This window comes from Ruegeria sp. CDSC079 (assembly GCF_059610505.1).
Window position 1 is genome coordinate 195,639 of record NZ_JBXWNT010000001.1, and the last position, 18,555, is coordinate 214,193.

Annotated in this window: 22 protein-coding genes and 1 tRNA gene; 15 read left to right on the top strand and 8 right to left on the bottom strand. The window is 57.6% G+C overall.

Annotation, left to right across the window (positions count from 1 at the left end):
- Positions 1-78: 78 nt before the first annotated feature.
- Both proS and AC2FIC_RS01010 read left to right on the top strand, forming a co-directional pair.
- Positions 79-1,419 carry a proline--tRNA ligase gene (proS, locus tag AC2FIC_RS01005; RefSeq protein ID WP_271949474.1) on the top strand — a complete coding sequence of 447 codons (1,341 nt, stop codon included), beginning with the start codon at positions 79-81 and terminating at the stop codon, positions 1,417-1,419.
- Positions 1,403-2,293 carry a glycosyltransferase family 2 protein gene (locus AC2FIC_RS01010; RefSeq protein ID WP_496690930.1) on the top strand — a complete coding sequence of 297 codons (891 nt, stop codon included), beginning with the start codon at positions 1,403-1,405 and terminating at the stop codon, positions 2,291-2,293. Before proS ends, AC2FIC_RS01010 begins: the two co-directional genes overlap by 17 nt.
- Here AC2FIC_RS01010 and AC2FIC_RS01015 read toward each other — a convergent pair.
- Positions 2,290-2,649: a hypothetical protein gene (locus tag AC2FIC_RS01015; protein ID WP_281972745.1), complete on the bottom strand. Its 360-nt coding sequence runs from the start codon at positions 2,647-2,649 to the stop codon at positions 2,290-2,292. The genes AC2FIC_RS01010 and AC2FIC_RS01015 overlap by 4 nt on opposite strands.
- 247 nt (positions 2,650-2,896) lie before the next feature.
- On the opposite strand from AC2FIC_RS01015, the gene AC2FIC_RS01020 reads away from it, so the two are divergent.
- The 3 genes from AC2FIC_RS01020 (at position 2,897) to AC2FIC_RS01030 (ending at position 6,017) form a co-directional block, all read left to right on the top strand.
- Entirely contained in the window at positions 2,897-3,979 is a 1,083-nt protein-coding gene (locus tag AC2FIC_RS01020) for a DUF6492 family protein (RefSeq protein ID WP_496690929.1), read from the top strand.
- A 63-nt stretch (positions 3,980-4,042) separates the two neighbouring features.
- Positions 4,043-5,338, top strand: coding sequence for a lipoprotein-releasing ABC transporter permease subunit (locus AC2FIC_RS01025; protein WP_496690928.1), 1,296 nt, complete (start codon positions 4,043-4,045; stop codon positions 5,336-5,338).
- Entirely contained in the window at positions 5,331-6,017 is a 687-nt protein-coding gene (locus tag AC2FIC_RS01030; RefSeq protein ID WP_496690927.1) for an ABC transporter ATP-binding protein, read from the top strand. The genes AC2FIC_RS01025 and AC2FIC_RS01030 overlap by 8 nt, the downstream gene beginning before the upstream one ends.
- On the opposite strand, the gene AC2FIC_RS01035 is transcribed toward AC2FIC_RS01030, so the two are convergent.
- Entirely contained in the window at positions 6,001-6,438 is a 438-nt protein-coding gene (locus AC2FIC_RS01035) for a DMT family transporter (RefSeq protein ID WP_142636840.1), read from the bottom strand. The genes AC2FIC_RS01030 and AC2FIC_RS01035 overlap by 17 nt on opposite strands.
- Positions 6,439-6,529: 91 nt before the next feature.
- On the opposite strand from AC2FIC_RS01035, the gene AC2FIC_RS01040 reads away from it, so the two are divergent.
- The gene (locus AC2FIC_RS01040) at positions 6,530-6,934 is read left to right on the top strand and encodes a c-type cytochrome (RefSeq protein ID WP_496690926.1); all 405 of its coding nucleotides are present in this window, start codon (positions 6,530-6,532) and stop codon (positions 6,932-6,934) included.
- Positions 6,935-6,937: 3 nt separating this feature from the next.
- Here AC2FIC_RS01040 and AC2FIC_RS01045 read toward each other — a convergent pair whose 3' ends face one another.
- Both AC2FIC_RS01045 and AC2FIC_RS01050 read right to left on the bottom strand, forming a co-directional pair.
- Positions 6,938-7,624, bottom strand: a complete 687-nt coding sequence (locus tag AC2FIC_RS01045; RefSeq protein ID WP_496690925.1) for a hypothetical protein — start codon at positions 7,622-7,624, stop codon at positions 6,938-6,940.
- Positions 7,625-7,668: 44 nt separating this feature from the next.
- Positions 7,669-8,331 (bottom strand): DNA-3-methyladenine glycosylase I, encoded by a 663-nt coding sequence (locus AC2FIC_RS01050; protein WP_142636846.1) that lies wholly within the window; start codon positions 8,329-8,331, stop codon positions 7,669-7,671.
- 386 nt (positions 8,332-8,717) lie between these two features.
- On the opposite strand from AC2FIC_RS01050, the gene AC2FIC_RS01055 reads away from it, so the two are divergent.
- From AC2FIC_RS01055 to AC2FIC_RS01075, 5 genes are all read left to right on the top strand, one after another.
- The gene (locus AC2FIC_RS01055; RefSeq protein WP_271949491.1) at positions 8,718-9,668 is read left to right on the top strand and encodes an ABC transporter substrate-binding protein; all 951 of its coding nucleotides are present in this window, start codon (positions 8,718-8,720) and stop codon (positions 9,666-9,668) included.
- 10 nt (positions 9,669-9,678) lie between these two features.
- Positions 9,679-10,728 carry a quaternary amine ABC transporter ATP-binding protein gene (locus tag AC2FIC_RS01060; RefSeq protein ID WP_271949493.1) on the top strand — a complete coding sequence of 350 codons (1,050 nt, stop codon included), beginning with the start codon at positions 9,679-9,681 and terminating at the stop codon, positions 10,726-10,728.
- The gene (locus tag AC2FIC_RS01065; RefSeq protein WP_496690924.1) at positions 10,725-12,788 is read left to right on the top strand and encodes an ABC transporter permease; all 2,064 of its coding nucleotides are present in this window, start codon (positions 10,725-10,727) and stop codon (positions 12,786-12,788) included. The genes AC2FIC_RS01060 and AC2FIC_RS01065 overlap by 4 nt, the downstream gene beginning before the upstream one ends.
- 105 nt (positions 12,789-12,893) lie before the next feature.
- Positions 12,894-13,559 (top strand): NnrU family protein, encoded by a 666-nt coding sequence (locus AC2FIC_RS01070; protein ID WP_496690923.1) that lies wholly within the window; start codon positions 12,894-12,896, stop codon positions 13,557-13,559.
- 70 nt (positions 13,560-13,629) lie between these two features.
- Entirely contained in the window at positions 13,630-14,151 is a 522-nt protein-coding gene (locus AC2FIC_RS01075) for a DUF2478 domain-containing protein (RefSeq protein WP_496690922.1), read from the top strand.
- A gap of 110 nt (positions 14,152-14,261) precedes the next feature.
- On the opposite strand, the gene AC2FIC_RS01080 is transcribed toward AC2FIC_RS01075, so the two are convergent.
- A tRNA-Tyr gene (locus tag AC2FIC_RS01080) sits at positions 14,262-14,345 on the bottom strand.
- A 116-nt stretch (positions 14,346-14,461) separates the two neighbouring features.
- Here AC2FIC_RS01080 and rlmB point away from each other — a divergent pair.
- The 4 genes from rlmB (at position 14,462) to AC2FIC_RS01100 (ending at position 16,756) form a co-directional block, all read left to right on the top strand.
- Positions 14,462-15,235 (top strand): 23S rRNA (guanosine(2251)-2'-O)-methyltransferase RlmB, encoded by a 774-nt coding sequence (rlmB, locus tag AC2FIC_RS01085; RefSeq protein WP_496690921.1) that lies wholly within the window; start codon positions 14,462-14,464, stop codon positions 15,233-15,235.
- Between the two features lie 15 nt (positions 15,236-15,250).
- Positions 15,251-15,529 (top strand): hypothetical protein, encoded by a 279-nt coding sequence (locus tag AC2FIC_RS01090; protein WP_142636860.1) that lies wholly within the window; start codon positions 15,251-15,253, stop codon positions 15,527-15,529.
- Between the two features lie 108 nt (positions 15,530-15,637).
- Entirely contained in the window at positions 15,638-16,084 is a 447-nt protein-coding gene (locus AC2FIC_RS01095) for a YHS domain-containing (seleno)protein (RefSeq protein ID WP_496690920.1), read from the top strand.
- Positions 16,085-16,285: 201 nt separating this feature from the next.
- Positions 16,286-16,756, top strand: coding sequence for a CoA-binding protein (locus AC2FIC_RS01100; protein ID WP_496690919.1), 471 nt, complete (start codon positions 16,286-16,288; stop codon positions 16,754-16,756).
- 4 nt (positions 16,757-16,760) lie between these two features.
- On the opposite strand, the gene AC2FIC_RS01105 is transcribed toward AC2FIC_RS01100, so the two are convergent.
- The 3 genes from AC2FIC_RS01105 to hisF form a co-directional block, all read right to left on the bottom strand.
- Positions 16,761-17,327 (bottom strand): hypothetical protein, encoded by a 567-nt coding sequence (locus AC2FIC_RS01105; RefSeq protein WP_496690918.1) that lies wholly within the window; start codon positions 17,325-17,327, stop codon positions 16,761-16,763.
- Positions 17,328-17,388: 61 nt separating this feature from the next.
- Complete coding sequence (locus AC2FIC_RS01110) at positions 17,389-17,706, bottom strand: phosphoribosyl-ATP diphosphatase (protein WP_496690917.1); 318 nt, start codon at positions 17,704-17,706, stop codon at positions 17,389-17,391.
- Positions 17,703-18,464: an imidazole glycerol phosphate synthase subunit HisF gene (hisF, locus tag AC2FIC_RS01115; RefSeq protein ID WP_271949509.1), complete on the bottom strand. Its 762-nt coding sequence runs from the start codon at positions 18,462-18,464 to the stop codon at positions 17,703-17,705. The genes AC2FIC_RS01110 and hisF overlap by 4 nt, the downstream gene beginning before the upstream one ends.
- Positions 18,465-18,555 lie beyond the last annotated feature (91 nt).

The following is an 18,555-nucleotide window of genomic DNA, read 5'->3' on the forward strand; positions in this document are numbered from 1 at the left end:
TCCCAATGCGTGATTGCCCCCGGCGGGGCTTTGGCATAATCACCTTTGAAGTCGAATTTTACCTCTAAAGGTCAAGCCATGCGCCTCAGCCGTTACTTTCTGCCCGTTCTCAAGGAAAACCCCTCCGAGGCTCAGATCGTCAGCCACCGGCTGATGCTGCGCGCGGGCATGATCAAGCAGGCCGCTGCTGGGATCTATTCCTGGCTCCCGCTGGGGTTCAAAGTTCTGCGCAAGCTGGAAAACATCGTGCACGAAGAACAGGCGCGAGCGGGTCACATCGCCATTCAGATGCCTGTCATGCAATCGGCAGATCTGTGGCGCGAATCCGGACGTTATGACGACTACGGCCAGGAAATGTTGCGAATGAAAGACCGGCATGACCGGGACATGCTTTTTACCCCGACTGCAGAGGAACTGGTGACCGACATTTTTCGGGGTCATGTCAGTAGCTACAAGGACCTGCCGCTGACGCTCTATCAGATCCAGTGGAAATTCCGCGATGAAATCCGTCCGCGTTTCGGCGTGATGCGGGGCCGCGAGTTCTATATGAAGGACGGATATAATTTCGACCTGACCAAAGAGGATGCGTTGCACGCCTATAACCGCCACCTGGTTACATATCTGCGCACCTATGAGCGCATGGGCTTGCAGGCGATCCCGATGCGCGCCGATTCCGGCCCAATCGGTGGCGACGATACGCATGAATTCCTGGTTTTGGCTGAAACCGGCGAGTCTGAGGTATTCTATGACAGCGCCGTCACCGACCTGACTTTTGGCGACCGTCAGATTGACTATGACGACCGTGGTCAATGTCAGTCCATTCTGGAAGAGTTCACTTCAAAATACGCCCGCACCGACGAGACGCATGACGAGGCGCTGTTCAATCAGGTGCCGGAAGATCGGCGCCGTGTGGCGCGCGGGATCGAAGTTGGCCAGATCTTCTATTTCGGCACAAAATATTCCGAACCTCTTGGGGCAACCGTTCAAGGCCCCGATGGCAAACCAGTTCCGGTCCATATGGGTAGCCACGGCATCGGTGTCAGCCGCTTGGTTGGCGCGATCATTGAAGCCAGCCATGACGACAAGGGCATCATCTGGCCAGAGGGTGTGACCCCGTTCCATTGCGGTATCGTGAACCTGAAACAAGGCGATGACGAAGCGGACGCAGCCTGTGAAAAACTCTATGCCGCGCTGACCGTGCTGGGGTTGGAGCCACTTTATGATGACCGTAACGAACGGGCAGGCGGTAAATTCGCCACGATGGATTTGATCGGCCTGCCTTGGCGGATCACGGTCGGTCCGCGCGGCCTGAAGAACGGTGTGGTGGAACTGACTTGCCGCCGCACAGGCGAAAGCGAAGAGTTGAGCCCCGAAGCCGCCGTCACCAAGATCGCCGAGATCTATGAGCGTATCGCCTGAAACCGACGCGCCGCTGATCTCGGTCATCACGGCGACATATAACCTACTGTCCCAAGGGCGGCAGGACAGTTTCCGCGAAGTCATAGCCTGTATGGCCCGGCAGAGTTGCGACCGGGCCGAACATATCATTCAGGATGGCGCATCGAATGACGGCACGGTGGCGTTTCTGGAAGAGCTGACGGCAGGTGCACCACGAACGCGCGTGATCAGCGCGCCTGATACTGGCCTGTATGATGCCATGAACAAAGGCGCCGAGGCTGCACAGGGTGAATATCTGCTGTTCCTGAACTCGGATGACTCGTTGGCATCGGATGGCATTTTGAACACCCTTGCCGACCAGCTTGCCGAATCTCGACCGGATTTCCTGTATGGCTCGACCCTGCGCAAATACGAGGACGGTTCGGAAAGTCGGGAAAAGCGCATGTCGCTCAAAGCGATCCTGCAGCGGATGCCGTTCTGCCATAATTCGGTGTTGCTGCGGCGGGATGTGTTTCAGGCGCTTGGCGGGCATGACACGCAGTTTCGGGTGGCTGCGGATTATGACCTGATGCTGAGGCTTGTCGCTACCGGATATCAGGGAGAGCGCACGGATGAGCCTGTTTCCATGTTCTGGGGCAGGGGCGTAACCAGCGACATTGTCAAAACCGCCGAGGATTATGCCCGTGTCTGGGTTCAATTCTATTCAGGTTTCAATGCAGCGCGGACCCTGACCCAACAGGATTTCTTCCGGTTCTACCGCCGCGGACACATGCCTGCCAATCTGATGATCGAATTACTGCGGCGCCCAGATACCCCGGAAGGGATCAAACTGGCGGCACGCCATAGCCTATGGAAAACGGCCCGCCGATCCGTACAGTTTTGGCGGCGCTATTAGTGGCCTGCCGCAGTCGGTCGGACGGATAGCAGATCGCCATCAGCCTCGGATCCGCGTGGAACAACGATCGGACGGCCCAAGCGATTGACCAGGTCCTTAAATTCGAACCCCAGAAAGCGTATTCCGCAAACACGGTCGCCAGTCATGCGATCGGTGATACATAACCGCCCCTGTCGAAACGCCAAATGGTACCCTTTATCTTTCAGGATATCCGTCAGATTGCCCCAGCTTGCGGCACCGGAAAATATCGGGCGTATCGCCGCGCGCAGCAGTGCTGCGGTCTCGCAATCAATTTCTGTAGATAGTTTCCGGGCCGAAATTGCGCCCGGTTGTTCTGTTTCAGTACGAATATTCATGAGCGACCCCCGCTCTGGAAATGAATTCCCCCACAAAGTAGGGTGACAAAGTTTCTTTAAATAATCAAAAAGCGAAATAATATTGCGCCTAAAATGTTGCATTTTGAGTGCAGTTCCACCCTGAATGCTCACATTGACTTCATAGCTGAAACAATGCGGTGCTGTCTGTGAAGGGCTTCACAACCAAGGGTATAATGCGGCATGTGGAAATCATCCGTATTTTGAAAAACTCCGACCTGATTCGCCGATGGTTGAATTTCTTGCGGAATTGGATCACCTGGAATTTGCTGATACACGGACCGAAAATCACAAAAGGATCCACGGTTTGCTGAGCTTCACAACCGTCGTCTATTCCAAAGATTTCCCCTTGCTTGAATTGCAGGCATTGTCTTTCGCTCGATTTGTTGACCCTGATCAGGTCGGCTCGATCCGGGTGATCATGAACGATGTGGACGAACCGGCACTGCGCGTGATGGTGGAACCGATTTTGGCTTCTTACGGTCCATTGCGACCCAAAGTTGAAGTCCTGAGCGGCGATGACGTATTGCTGGCTCCCGGGCAATGCGCGCGCCGGTCGATCTCGGACAGGATATTGGTCGAAAACCGATACCGCATTCCGGGCGCGCGCAAGGGTGGATGGCGTGGCAACAACGGATACCGGACACAGCAAGTTTTGAAATTGGGATCTGCTCGGGCTGCCTCGACAGAAAACATTGTAATACTGGACACCAAGAACCTGTTTCTGCGCCCCTTTCAGGAGGCCGAGTTTTTCTCGGACAGTGGTGCGGCGCGGATTCCGTTTATCGGTGTGAACAGCGATTATCATAGACGCTGGCTGGAACAGAGCTTTGATGCGCTGGGCGCGTCGATCCCGGAAACGGACGGCCTGCAGACAACAAATTTCGCAACGCCCTATCCTGTGCGCCGGTCGCTGATCCTGAATCTGCTGCAAGAGATAAATGCGCGCCACGGATCGGTTCAGTCGCTATTTGCCTCTCGCAGGCGCCCGTCTGAGTTTATGTTGTTGAATGCATTTTGTCTGAAATCCGAAGCCGGTTTTGCGCCTTGGTTCGAACCCTCGGGAAACACTAGCATAGGGCTGTGGCCATCCTTTTCGGCGCAGAAACTGACTGATGAGCTTTCCCGGCTGGACGATCCGGAAACTCTGACCCTAGGCTTGCATAACAGAGCGCTTTACAAGCTGCCCGCCGACATTCGAAACCGGGTGTTTCACGAGCTGGAAAGCCGCGGTATCTGCGATCGTTCCATCGCCGAGGCAGCCTTGAACAGAACCGCTGCTTTGACGGGGCAAGTCGAAGTGGGCGGATAACCGGCTTGACCCCCGGTCGAATTGCCGAGAGGGTCGCCACAAAACAAAACAAGCGGAGCAGACATGGCCAAGACACCACCGCCATTTGCGCTTTTTGAGTGGAAAATCGCTTGGCGATACCTGCGCGCGCGCCGTGCTGAAGGCGGCGTCAGCGTGATGACATGGATTTCGCTGATCGGGATTACCCTGGCAGTGTTTGCGCTGATCGCCACATTGGCCGTCAGGTCCGGTTTCCGGTCCGAATTTGTTGGAACCATTCTGGGGGCTAACGCCCATTTGACCGTGTATTCATCGGGTGAGTTCACTGCGCAGGGGCAGGTCGATCGCACTATTGCGGATTATACGGACATGGCCGACCGGATCGCTCAGGTTCCGGGCGTTCAGCGTGCAGCACCTTTGGTGAAAGGTCAGGTTCTGATCACCAATCGCGACCGCAGCAGCGGGGTTGAGGTATTTGGCATCCAGCCCGAAGATTTGCTGGAACTGCCCGGTGTCGCCGAAAGCGAACAGGCGGTTGGTGATCTGTCGATGTTTCAGAACGGCCAGGACGTCATTGCCATAGGTTCAGGCGTCGCGCGCAGCATCGGGGCGACGGTGGGCGATACCATCAAGCTGACCTCGCCCAATGGGGTGAAGACCGCGTTTGGCACCTCTCCCCGGGTGAATGCCTATCAGGTGGTCTATGTGTTTTCTGCTGGGCGTTATGACATCGACCGGACGCGGGTCTATATGCCCTTCGAACAGGCGCAGGGTTTTTTCAACCGCGAGGGTGTGGCTGATGAGATCGAAGTTATGGTTGACCGCCCCGAAGAACTGACGCCGATCCTGATCCCGATCCTTGAAGCCGCAGGCGAGCGCAGTCAGATCTGGACATGGCAGGATGCCTCGGGCGGGTTCCTCCGCGCGCTTGAAGTGGAAGACAACGTCATGTTCATCATCTTGTCGATCCTGGTTCTGATCGCGGCGATGAACATCGTCTCGGGTCTGATCATGCTGGTGAAAAACAAGGGCCGAGACATCGGCATCCTACGCACCATCGGGCTGAGCGAAGGCTCGATCCTGCGCGTGTTCTTTATCTGCGGCGCGTTTACCGGGATCATCGGCACTGCGTTGGGCGTGGTGCTGGGCTGTCTCTTTGCAATCTATATCGACCCAATCTTCAGTTTTGTGAACTTTGTGATGGGGGGCGGGGTTTGGGATCCGTCCATCCGCGGCATCTATGCGCTGCCTGCCGAGCTGCATCTTTCGGATGTGCTCAAGGCCGTTGGCCTATCTCTGGGCTTGTCATTCCTGGTCACCTATTTCCCCGCCCGTCGCGCGGCGCGGCTGAACCCTGTTGAGGCGCTGCGCTATGAGTGATGTAATGATGCGATTGGCCGGTCTGACCAAGACTTACCTCAAAGGCACGCCGGGCGAAGTTCAGGTGTTGCGCGGTGTCGATTTGGGCCTGCGTGCGGGCGAGGCCGTGGCTCTTGTGGCGCCCTCTGGTGCCGGTAAGTCGACGCTGTTGCATATTGCCGGATTGTTGGACACACCCGACACAGGATCGGTTGAGATTGCAGGCCAGAACGTGACCGGGAAAGGTGATCGCACGCGAACTGCGTTGCGGCGGCAGGATGTCGGCTTTGTCTACCAGTTTCACCATCTGTTGCCAGAATTCACCGCGTTGGAGAATATTACCCTCCCGCAGCTGGCCAATGGCGTGTCCGAAAGGGCAGCCCTGGAACGGGCGATGTCCCTTCTGGATCATGTCGGCGTCGCCGCGCGCGCCGATCACCGGCCGGCCGCCCTGTCTGGCGGTGAGCAGCAACGCGTGGCCTTCTGCCGCGCATTGGCCAACAAACCTCGGGTTCTTCTTGCGGATGAGCCGACCGGCAATTTGGACCCTGAAACCTCGGATCAGGTTTTTGACGCATTGATGGCTTTGGTGCGGGACGAGGGGCTCTCGGCTCTGATCGCCACGCATAACATGCAGCTTGCCGCCCGGATGGACCGAACACTGAGGCTGGACGGAGGCGCGCTTAGGCCAGTTGAGTGATGGCAACGCCTGCAGCCATCACTGCGATACCGCTTGCGCGAATCCATGTCAGCGGGGTGACCTGCGCGCCAAACAAGCCGAAGTGGTCGATGGCTGCAGTGCTGACGAGTTGCCCAAGAAGGACAAAGAACACCGCGTTGCCGACCCCAAAATGTGGCGCAACATGGGTGATTGACAGAACGTAAAAGGCGACAAGCACACCGGCCAGAAGCAGGTGCTTGGGGGCATCGGCTATTTTTGAAAGGGCTCCAAAGCCGGGAAAAACCACCATCAACGCTGCACTTGATGCAAAGGCTATCGCAAACAGGACCACAGCCGCTGTTGTTGGCGACCCGATCAATTTGCCCAATGCGGCATTCAACGCGGCAAGGATCGGAACTCCAATTCCAGCCACAAGCATAATAGCAGCATATTGTGTCATGCGGTTTTCCTATTGCCTCGTTGATCTGGATCATTGCGCCAAGCCCAGGCACGGGCAAGCCTGAAAATGTCAAATCTGACAGGAGGATGTGATGATCAGACAGGCAATGGGGGCGCTATCGATAGCGGCGTTTGTGACGGCGTCTCAGGTCAGCGCGCAGGATGCAGATACCGGCGCCGAGCTGTACCAGCATTATTGTGCAACCTGCCACGGGATCGACGCGACGGGCTATGGTCCAATGGCAGGCGTCCTTGTTATTCAGCCAACTGACCTGACGCGGCTTGCAAGCAGCGAAGGGGTATTCCCGACCGCTCGTGTTGTGGCGCGCATAGATGGACGAGACCCGCTGGTCAGCCATGGCAGCCCGATGCCAGTCTATGGACCGTATTTCGAAGGGCAGGATACGGCGATGAAAACACCAGATGGGCAGCCGATCCTGACCAGCCAGCCGATCGTGGATCTGGTGGCTTATCTGCAGACGCTGCAGGCCAACTGAACGTCACCGACAGATTCCTTCGATCTCGGCATCGGCCCAGGGGATGACCACTGCGCTTTCACGCTTGTCACCACGTAGCGGAGCCAGATCGAAATGTGCGCCCAGCATCTCGTGCAGACGTCTGGTGCGGGGTGCCGAAGGATCCAGCGCCCGGCAACAAATGTATTCCTCGACAATGGCGCCCTGCTGTTCGAACCCGTAGGAAAGGAAATCTGGCGAGCTCTCCAGGTCGAATTGATAGGGGTCGTTATTCCCGCCATGCTCGGCTGCGGCGCGCAGCGGATGATAGCCGGTCTTCTTGCGGTTTTGCCATTGCCACACATGGGTCAGTTCATGACCCAGCAACATCGCCGCGATCAGGTTCATCCGATCCGGGAATTCGGACATATAATCGTCCAGATACCAGTCCCGGGTGAAATAGACTTTGTTGAACAGGGCCACTGCCGCGGGTTTTGCGGTGACGACACCTTCTTTCGGGGCGGGAAAAATGCGCTCGCGGCAGGCAAGGCGTGACCGATCTTTACGATAGAAAGTTATTGGCGCAACTGGTGCGCCTTCGACCAACCGCACTTTGTTGAGTTTCAGCGTATCACCCTGAAGTGTGCGGGTAAAAGCAGCCTCCTGATCAGTCAGGGGGCGACCGCAAGCGGTGAATACCAAAAGGGACGTCATCAAAATGAGGCGTAACATGACAAAAAATCTATTCTGGCAGCACACGTGTGCAAATGTTTTTTTTACAGACTCATTGCTAGGACGCGGCTGATTTCTGTCAGAGATCGCCCGGACTGTTCCATCCATGTGTTGAATGCCGCTTGAACCGAGGCCATCGCCTTTTTCGATGTCGGCGGCTTATCGACCACGCCCTCGGCCACCAGCCGTGCGGTCACATCCTGCGACAGGATGAAACTGTCACGCCCCGCAAATCGCATCGCATATTGCGCCGATGCGCCACCCAGACGCGACCCTCGCTTGCTCAGCATGTTCAGCAAACCGACATAGTCATCCGAAGGCCACCCACCCAGAATCTTTCCGACGCCACCTTCTTGGCGCAGTTCCAGCAAAAAGGCGGCATTGTCGCGGACCGTGGCGATCTTAGTGCCATTGCGCACGATCCGAGTGTCCTGCAGCAGAGCATCGAATTTTTCGTCGTCCATAAAGGCGCAGCGTCCAATGTCGAACCCGTCAAAAGCAGTTTCGAACCCGTCCCATTTGTTTTCGATGACCTTCCAGTTAAACCCGGCCTGAAAGATGCATTTCGTGATAATCGACAGCCAGCGATCTTCGGGCATTTCAGCCAGTTCCGCAGGGCTTTTGGGTTTGGAAAGCTTGTTGCTCAGGGCATCTGTCCCGCCGTGACGGCTGGCGGCTATGGCGAAAATCTCGTCGAAATGGCGCATCTGCAGAATCCTCCAAACCTAGCGTCGCGTTTTGCGGTCGGTGTTGCAAGGTGGCCCGGGACACATGCCTGCCAAGGTAAAAAAACATCCCAAGCCCAAAAGAAATGCTCGACAAAGTGGGTGATTCTGGTTTGTGATTGACTCGTCAATCAATATCCGCACCGCAATGCTGGGGAAATGCAGTGGGCGCGGGCGCCTAGCATGATGCTGAAAGAGGGGAAACACTGGGGCAAAGGGGCGAGTTATTCCGTGCCGCGCCGAACTGTCTGCTTCCCTTCTTCGCCAGTTTTTGTGCATGTTGCGACATGGATTTGTCACATGACAAGCCGACTGGCGCGTAACAGCGCGCCGGACCGGACAAAACGAATACTGCAGGGAGAAAATCAATGAAAAAACTGAGTGTAAGCCTGATGGCGCTGACCGTTGCAGGCTCTGCCTATGCCGCCGAGATGGGGGCCGTGGATCAGCCGATCAAACTGGCGATCAACGAATGGACTGGCCAGCACGTGACCACCCATGTCGCGGGTGAGATGCTGAAAGCTGCCGGATACAATGTGGAATATGTGACCGCAGGCATGATGAATCAGTTCCAGGCGCTGGCCGATGGTGACATCGACGCGACCCTGGAAATCTGGTCGTCCAACGTATCGGATGAATATGCCAAGAAGATCGACGAAGGCACCGTCGTTGAAATCGGCGATCTGGGCCTCGACGCCAAAGAAGGCATCGCCTATCCCGCGCATGTGGCTGACCTGTGTCCCGGCCTGCCCGCATGGGAAGCGCTGAAGGACTGCGCGCAGGTATTTGCGACGGCCGAAACACTGCCTGGGGGCCGTCTGGTCGATTACCCGGCTGATTGGGGTACGCCCGGCGCTGACCGTATGGTGGGCCTGGATCTGCCGTTCAAAGCGGTTCCCGCAGGTTCCGAGGGGGCTTTGATAGCCGAGCTTCGGGCCTCGACCGAGCGCAACTCGCCGCTGCTGATCACCTTCTGGCAGCCGCATTGGGCCATGTCGGCCTATGATGTGCAATTCGTCGAACTGCCAGCCGGGGAAGACGCCTGTTTCACCGATCCCGCTTGGGGCCCGAACCCGAACGCTGTGAACGATTGCGATTTCTCGCCGTCGCGCATCTTCAAGGCGGGTTGGAGCGGCATGGAAGACAAATGGCCCGCAGCCTATGAAATCCTGACCAACTATCAGCTGGCGGTCGAAGATCAGCAGCCGATGATGGGTGCGATCGACGTTGAAGGTGGTTCCGTCGAAGAGGTCGTCGGCGCTTGGATGGCTGAAAACGAAGGCAAATGGCGCCCTGTTGTTGACGCGGCAACGCAGTGAGCTGACATCAGTGACTGATGTAAATTCGCCAGCCATCGCCTGCCAGAATCTCTGGCAGGTGTTTGGCCCCGGCGCTGACAAAGCCCTGACCGACGCGCTGTCTCGGTCAGGGAATGACGCTGACAAAGCCGCTGCCGATCTGCGGGAAAACGGGTTCATCCCCGCCGTTCAGGATGCCAATTTCGAGGTCAAGGAGGGCGAGCTGTTTGTGATCATGGGCCTGTCCGGATCGGGCAAGTCCACTTTGATCCGCTGTATCTCTCAGCTTTTGCCGGGCACAGGTGGCGAAATCCGTGTGGATGGCGAGAACGTCATCGGCGCGTCAAAGAAAGCCATGACCGAGCTGCGCCGCAAAAAGCTGGGCATGGTATTTCAGCATTTCGGCCTGTTCCCGCATATGACCGTTGCCGAAAACGTCGCCTATCCGCTGCGTGTTCAGGGTGTTAGCCGCAAAGAGCGGCAGGCCCGTGCGCAGGAGGTGATCTCGTTGGTCGGGCTGGAAGGGCGCGAAGACAGCTTCCCGCGTCAGCTTTCGGGTGGTCAGCGGCAGCGCGTCGGGATTGCCCGGTCTCTGGCCGTGAACCCCGATATCTGGTTTTTGGACGAACCATTCTCGGCCCTCGATCCCTTGATCCGCCGTCAGTTGCAGGATGAATTCCTGCGCATTCAGGCGACGCTGCAGAAATCCATCGTCTTCATCACCCACGATATTCAAGAGGCGCTGAAACTGGCCGACCGGATTGCCATCATGCGCGACGGCAAGATAGTCCAGATCGGTACACCCACCGATATCGTACTGCGCCCGGTGGATGATTACGTGCGAGAGTTTTCAAAGGATGTCGCCAAGGGTCAGCATGCCAAGGTCGCATCGGTCATGCGCCAAGACGGAGAGCGGGGACCAGATGACCCTGGCCTAACAACCTCGATGACATTGGACGCTGCATTGGCGCATTGCATGGAGTTATACGAACCGGTGCCCGTCAGGGATGCCGATGGTAACATCGTCGGAACGGTTCATCCGTCCGATCTGGCCGCCGCCCTGCAGGTTGATGAAACATGACTGTAGCGACGGAAGTTTCTGTGCCGCAGGCGCGCCTGAGCATTGGCGCGCGCGCCGCACTGATCACAGTGATCGTCGGTGCGCTGTGTCTGGCGCTGGAAGGCGTCGCGCCCTGGCTGGTCAAATGGCCCGCAGGCTGGGAACTGCCTGCAACGCAATGGGTAGGCACGTTTCTGGACTGGTTCCTGAACGGGATCAAACCGGCGGCGCGGCTGTTTTCCGATCTCATGGCCTATCCCATGAACTGGGCCAACTTTGTGCTTGGCAATACGCCATGGCCCATCCTGATCGGTCTGGTGACTGCGCTGGGTTGGTATTTGGGCGGCTTGCCGATGGCGGCGCTGGGCTTTGTGGGCCTTAGCTTTGTGTTGGCATCGGGCTATTGGGCCGAAAGTATGAACACCCTGGCGTTAGTGGCCGTTTCCGTGCCGGTTGCGCTGATCATGGGCGGAGCTATCGGCATCCTTGCCAACGAAGTTCCGCGGGTGAAGTCATTTGTGCAGGCCGTGCTGGACGTGATGCAGACCGTGCCGACATTCGCTTATCTGACGCCGCTGCTGCTGCTGTTTGGTTTCGGTCCTGTGGTTGGGCTGATCGCCTCGGCCATATATGCGGCCCCTCCGATGGCGCGCAACGTGATGTTGGGGCTGGAGCGGGTCGAACCGGAAATCAAAGAGGCTGCCATCATGTCCGGCGGCACGCGGTTTCAACAGCTGTTTCAGGTCGAGATCCCGGCTGCAGCCACGCAGATCATGGTCGGTGTGAACCAGTGCCTAATGGCTGCGCTGTCGATGGTTATCATCGCAGCCGTCATTGGCGGCTTCAACGATATCGGTTGGGAGGTTCTTCTGACCATGCGCAAGGCACAGTTCGGCGAAGCCTTGATGGCCGGTCTGGTGATCGTGGTCTTTGCCGTCGTCATCGACCGGATGAGCGGGACGCTGGCGACCGAACGTAAACGCTATGACCAGCGTGTCGCCTGGGCAGTAATTGGCGTTGCCGTGCTGTTCACCGCTGTCTTTTGGACCAGGCTGCCGAACCCGTCCGAACTGACCATTCTCGACCCGCTGGCCGGGGTGATTGACGGCGGGCTGACGGCGTTTACCCAGGCTAATGGGCCGTGGCTTGACGCGCTCAAGAACAACTCTTTGTTCTATGTGCTGCTGCCGCTTCGGATTGGTTTGGACCAGGCCGTGCTGCCGTTCACATGGGGTTTTCAGTGGACGCCCGTGATGAGCTATGGCCTGTTCGCCGCCGCCGCAGCGATTGCTGTGCTAATGGCATGGCGCGGACACTTGACCGGCGGGCTGGTGATGCTGATCCTGATCGGGATGCTGGAAACCGGCATTGCCAATCTGCCCTGGCCTTTCGTTCTGACTGCCGCCGCCGCGTTGGGTTGGGTGGCAGGGGGCTGGCGATTGGCGGCGCTTTCGGTCGGATTGCTCTGTACCATTCTTGTCTCGGGCCTGTGGGAACGCGCGCTGTTATCGCTGTATCTGAGCGGTGCTGCGGTGTTTTCTTGTGCCGTAGTCGGCGGTGTGATTGGTCTGGCCAGTGCAGTCTGGTTGCCTGTTTGGAAGGTGGTCCGCCCCGTCTGTGACATGTTGCAGACGATCCCACTGTTCGTGTTCCTGATTCCTGTGCTGATGGTGTTTCAGATCGGCGAGTTTTCGGCCTTTCTGGCAATCTGCGCCTATGCCGTTGTTCCGATGATCCGCTACACACGGCACGGGCTGGTCAATACACCGGATGAGATGATGGAGGCCGCCATCTCTAGTGGCGCGACCGAGTGGCAGATCATACGTGACGTGCGCGCGCCTTATGCTGCGCCGACTATCTTACTGGGTCTGAACCAGACCATCCTTTACGCCTTTGCCATGCTGGTGATCGCTGCGCTGATCGGAACCACCGGTCTGGGCCAGTCGATCTATCTGGCGCTGGGGCAGGCGGATGTGGGATTGGGGATTTCAGCAGGGGCGGCGATGGCTATCCTTGCGCTGATAGCTGACCGCATCGTGCAGGGCTTTGCCGAGGAACGTCGCAAGGCGCTGGGCCTGTAAACATCGGCAGAAAGGCGGAACAACCGCCTCTCTGCCTCATTTGATTTCGGGCAAGGACGTTCCGGCGCAGGTGATTAAACTTGGCGCAAATGATCGGAGACTACCATGGCAGGCTGGCCCCTATTCTTTGCTGCACTGATAGCGTTTCTGGCGACCCATGCGATACCAGCGCGCCCCGCTGTGCGCGATCGCCTGATCACTACGTTCGGACGGCGCGGGTATTTCGTGGCTTATTCCATCTTGTCTCTGCTGGTTCTGGGTTGGTTGATCATCGCCGCAGCGCAAGCCCCGTATGTCGAGGTGATCCCACCCATTTGGATATTCCGCTGGATTCCCGTTCTGATGATGCCCGTAGTGTGCTGGCTCGCGGTTGCGGGCTTGACGATCCAGAACCCGTTTTCATTTGGTGGCTTGGGCCAGCGCCCGTTCGATCCGGAAAAGCCCGGCATTCTGCGCACCACGCGCCACCCTGTTTTGGTGGCGCTGTTGGTGTGGGCTGTCGCTCATCTGCTGGCCAATGGCAGCCTGTCCCACGTGATTTTGTTCGGTTTGTTTGCGGTATTTGCTGCGATGGGGCTGCCGCTGATTGATCGACGCAAGTCCCGTCAGATGGGTGCTGAATGGGGTCGGCTGTCGCGCAACACTGCAAGGTTTTCTTTGCGTGCGCCACGCCCTTGGCCGCCTGTTTGGATCGGGTTTGTAGCGCTGGTGGCATTTGCAATCCTGCTTCACCTACACGAACCGGTGATCGGATTGTCTCCGCTGCCATAAGCTGAGTGGTGGTCGGGGCGGGTCGTGCGTGCTATTTGATGTTTCGAATTGTTGCGACAAGGGGATTTGCATGTACCTCGCCTATGTAACGACCACCGACCGCGGTGCAACCGACCGTCTGCTGAGCGCGGCTGCGGATCGCCTTTTGGCCGCAGATGCGCAGTTGGCGGGTGTGGTGCAAACCAACACCGAATGCGCCGACAGCAGCAAGTGCGACATGGACGTCCGTGTCCTGCCAGAGGGAGAGACCATCCGGATTTCGCAGTCTTTGGGTACACAGTCGCGCGGCTGCCGTCTGGACCCTGCGGCACTTGAGCGGGCAGTTGGATATGTGACGACATCGCTGGCAGAGAATCCCCATTTGCTGATCGTTAACAAGTTCGGCAAGCACGAGGCGGATGGGCGCGGTTTTCGCCCGGTCATCGCTGAAGCACTGGCGCAGGACATTCCGGTTCTTGTCGGGGTGAACGGTTTGAACACGGCCAAATTCAAAGAATTCACGGGCGGCGGTGCCGAGCAGATTGAGCCCGACCTTGAGGCGATCTTGGCCTGGTTTGACCGGGTCACTGCGCAACGTGAAGCTGCCGCCTGACAGAACGGTCATAAGGCGGGGCCATCGGTCCTGCCAATTTCTGCATGGTGCGGTGTGATCAGCCATCCATCACTCGCGCTGGCAAAGCTGGCTGGATGTCTGGAAGAAAATGGTGGGCGACCCTGGAATCGAACCAGGCGTGCGTCTCCGCGAGGGAGTTACAGTCCCCTGCCACACCTTGCGGCCTGTCGCCCACTGTCAGGCGTTGCACCTGACGTGGAGGCGTGATTACTAGCGCTCTAAAGGAGCGTCAACAGGAAAATACTGCTTTGACGCAGGAAACCGAATTCGCGGCCCGGAGGCCAAAGAAATGAAGAAACCCAAGTGGGTCGTCGAAAAAGAACAGGCGCGCAAAGCTGCCGCATCCGAAACTGTTTGGCTGTTTGGTCTGCATGCGGTGCGGGATGCGCTGATGAACCCAAACCGCACAAAATTGCACCTGATTGTGACGCGGAATGCGCGGGACAAGCTGGTGGAAGCCATTGAATTTGCTGGCATTGAGCCCGAGATGGTTGATCCACGCAAATTTACCGCTCCGATCGACCCAGGGTCGGTTCATCAGGGCGCGGCCCTTGAGGTTAAGCCTTTGGAATGGGGGGGGCTGGCGGAAAACTGCATCGGGCGCGAACACCCGCGCGTCATTTTGTTAGACCGCGTAACAGACCCCCATAATGTCGGAGCGATTCTACGGTCAGCTGAGGTTCTTGGAGCCAGCGCTGTAGTCGGTATGCGCCATCACGCGGCGCCGGAAACTGGCGCGCTAGCCAAGGCCGCCAGCGGCGCACTGGAACGTCAACCCTATTTGCGGGTGCGTAACCTGGCTGATGCCATTGTCGAGTTGCAGGGAATGGGGTTTCTGGTTCTAGGACTGGACGGCGAGGCGGACGACACGATCGAGGCCGCCTTGAGAGGTAACCCGGACCAGCCAGTGGCATTGGTGTTGGGCGCAGAGGGGCCGGGCCTGAGGCAAAAAACCAAAGAAACCGTCGACAAGTTGGTCAAAATTGACGCTGTGGGCGGGTTTGGTTCTCTCAATGTCTCAAATGCGGCGGCGATTGCCCTATATGCTTCTAGGCAAAGATAACGACAGGAGAACGTCATTTCCACGCCATCCAAAATTGCGACCTGCTGTTACTGTGGGACCCGGGCAGCGCTTGTTCTAAAAGGCACGCAGCGCCAAGAGCTCAGTTGTTCAAGCTGCGGTGCCCCGCTGCATAACCTCAAGATGATGCCAAAGCGCAAACTGGACGATGCCAAGGCGAACCGTCAAACAGCCAAGCAGGATCGTCCCTACAAAGGCAAAAAGAAGAAGAAAAAAGGCGTTTTCTCACGGGTGCTGGATGAAGCCTGGGATGTGATCGAGGACATTTTCGACTAAAGGCTGGCGTTGCCGGTTCGAATGTTCACAAGCGCGTTAAAAGGGGTTTCAGTTGCGATAATAAATTGCATCTTGATACCCTGAGTTTCTATTTGTGATCCGATGACCATGAACAGACGTTTCCTTTTTGGCGCGATTGCCGCCAGTGTGATTGCTCTTCCTGCGTTTGCGCAGGATCTGCCCGTCTTCTATCGGACGGACGGTGCAGCCATGGCCGGATATGATGCGGTGTCCTATTTCAATGGCGAAACACCTGTTCGGGGTCAGCCTGAATACGCGGTTATGTGGAAAGGCGCTGAATGGCACTTTGCCACCGCTGAGAATCGGGATGCGTTTGAGATGAATCCGCGTGCCTATGCACCTCAGTTCGGCGGGTACTGCGCCTTCGCAATGGCGCAAGGAGAGCTTGTCAGCACCGATCCGACTATTTGGCAGGTGATTGACGGTCGGCTGTATCTTACCCACTCGCCCGAAATCGAGCGCATCTGGCAGACCGATACCGCCGCCTATATCCGCGAGGCCGAAGCGCATTGGCCGAGCGTTCTGTACAAATAATCGGCCGGCGACCGCTTTTTTCTGATCTGTCATCACAAAATTGCGCGCTACCTCTTTTTTTCTCCGAACTCATGCTTAAATGTCACAGTGACCGCGGAACGGAACTGCCGCGGGTCATTTCACTGTCCCTCGTTCCAACAACTGGCGCTCAGGTATTCCTGGGCGCTTTTTTCTTTTGGAAAGGGCGACTAGGGTGCCCAAATGACTGAATATTCCGATGAATTCCTGACCCAGATTCTAAAGCGTACAAAAACCATTGCTGTGGCGGGCGTGTCGATGAATCCGGTGCGACCCAGCTATTATGTGGCGCGGTATTTGTCGCTTAAGGGATACAAAGTGATCCCTGTGAACCCCGGCCATGCGGGCAAGATGTTGTTTGGCCAGACAATCCGTGTGTCACTGTCCGAGATTTCCGAACCGGTAGACATGGTCGATATCTTCCGCCGGTCCGAAGCCGTCCCGCCCATTGTCGATGAGGCGTTAGAGGCGTTCCCCAATCTGCGCACAATCTGGATGCAGATCGGGATTGAGCATGCCACGGCCGCGGCCACAGCGCAGGCGCGTGGGGTGGATGTGGTAATGAACCGCTGTCCCAAGATCGAATATCAACGCCTGTTTGGTGAGTTGCGCATGGGTGGTTTTGCCACCGGAATGATTTCGTCGAAACTCTGAGCGGTTATTCACCGAGATATGGTTGCAGTTCGCCGAATTGTTCCAAACGCCGCTTTTCCAGAACCACTTCGCGCGGAACCCAGTCATAGCGCGTGTCTTGTTGTAAGGGCGTCCAGTACAGCACGCCGCCATAGCGCCAGGGGTCCAGCACAACACCGTCATACATTGTCTCGCCTTTGCGACTGATGATTGCCGTGCTGTGGTCGATCCGGAACGGGTTGTCGGCATTAGCGATGGCGCGGTGCATTTCCAGCGTCTGGAAGTTTTCCTGATCCAGCCGCCGTTCGATATCCTCGGCCCAGTGCCAACACAGTCCGCGCGGCTTCAGGCCCTTGTTGACTTTGGCATTGTGGATCAGTGGCGGGTCGGTGATCTGATATTCCTGAGCCAGTTGATCGGTGTAGGCATAGGCAATGCTCGCGGCGCGGTTGGCCTCTTCAGGGTCGATGTCAGGCCCGAGGTTGCGGATTTCAGACGCCAGGCGCTGAACTTCATCACTGGTGGACGGCGGGGCAATTGCGCAGGACCCCAGAACGGCTAGCGCCAGCCCAAATACCAAAGCTCTGATCATCTGCGCGCCCTTTGACCTGCGAACCTGTCAGGATCAGAATAATGGATCGACAACACCTGCGTCACCCCTTGGGTCGCGCGGCCTTTTCCGCGATGCCGCTGGTGCCCTGACGCCGGGCCAGTTCGGCCAACACATCATCCAGCGCCACATCGCGCGCGGCCAGCATGATCAGCAGGTGATACAGTACATCCGCCGCCTCTGAGGTCAGCTTGGCCTGATCGCCCTTAACCGCCTCAATGATGGCCTCAACCGCCTCTTCGCCGAATTTTTCGGCGCATTTCTCGGGGCCTTTGGCCAACAGCTTGGCGGTCCAGCTGCCTTCAGGATCCGTCCCTTTGCGGGCCTCAATCGTTTGGGCCAGCTCGTGCAGAATGCTCATGTAAGCCTCATCGGGATGCCAGCGGCGGCCATGTGTTCCTTGGCCTCGCGGATGGTGAATTCGCCGAAGTGAAAGATCGATGCGGCAAGGACAGCGCTGGCACCGCCTTCGGTGACGCCTTCGACCAGATGATCCAGAGTTCCAACCCCGCCCGAGGCGATCACTGGTACATTGACAGCATCCGAAATGGCGCGTGTCAGAGGCAAGTTGAACCCGGCTTTGGTACCATCGCGATCCATCGAGGTCAGCAGAATTTCACCCGCGCCCTTGGCGACGACGGTTTTGGCGAACTCGACCGCGTCGATGCCAGTGGGCTTGCGTCCGCCATGAGTGAAAATTTCCCACTTGCCGGGGCTGACGGTTTTGGCGTCGATGGCACAGACGATGCACTGGCTGCCGAATTGATCGGCGGCTTGGGCGATCACATCCGGGTTTGCCACTGCCGCCGAGTTGAAGCTGACCTTGTCTGCACCCGCCAGCAAAAGAGCGCGCACGTCTTCCTTGGTCCGCACGCCGCCGCCAACGGTCAGGGGTACAAAGCACTGTTCCGCTGTGCGCTGCACCACATCGAACATGGTCCCGCGGTTTTCATGGGTGGCATGGATGTCCAGAAAGCAAATCTCGTCAGCGCCTGCCGCGTCATAGGCCTTGGCGGATTCCACCGGGTCACCCGCATCGCGCAGGCCAACAAAGTTAACACCTTTGACAACGCGGCCATCGGCGACATCCAGACAGGGTATGATACGGGTTTTCAGCATCTCTCGTCCTTTGTTGGCGCACCTCTAACGGCAAAGCCCCGCCGATGCCAGACTTGTGATTGTCACAACTCTGGAACCTGTGAAAACTGTC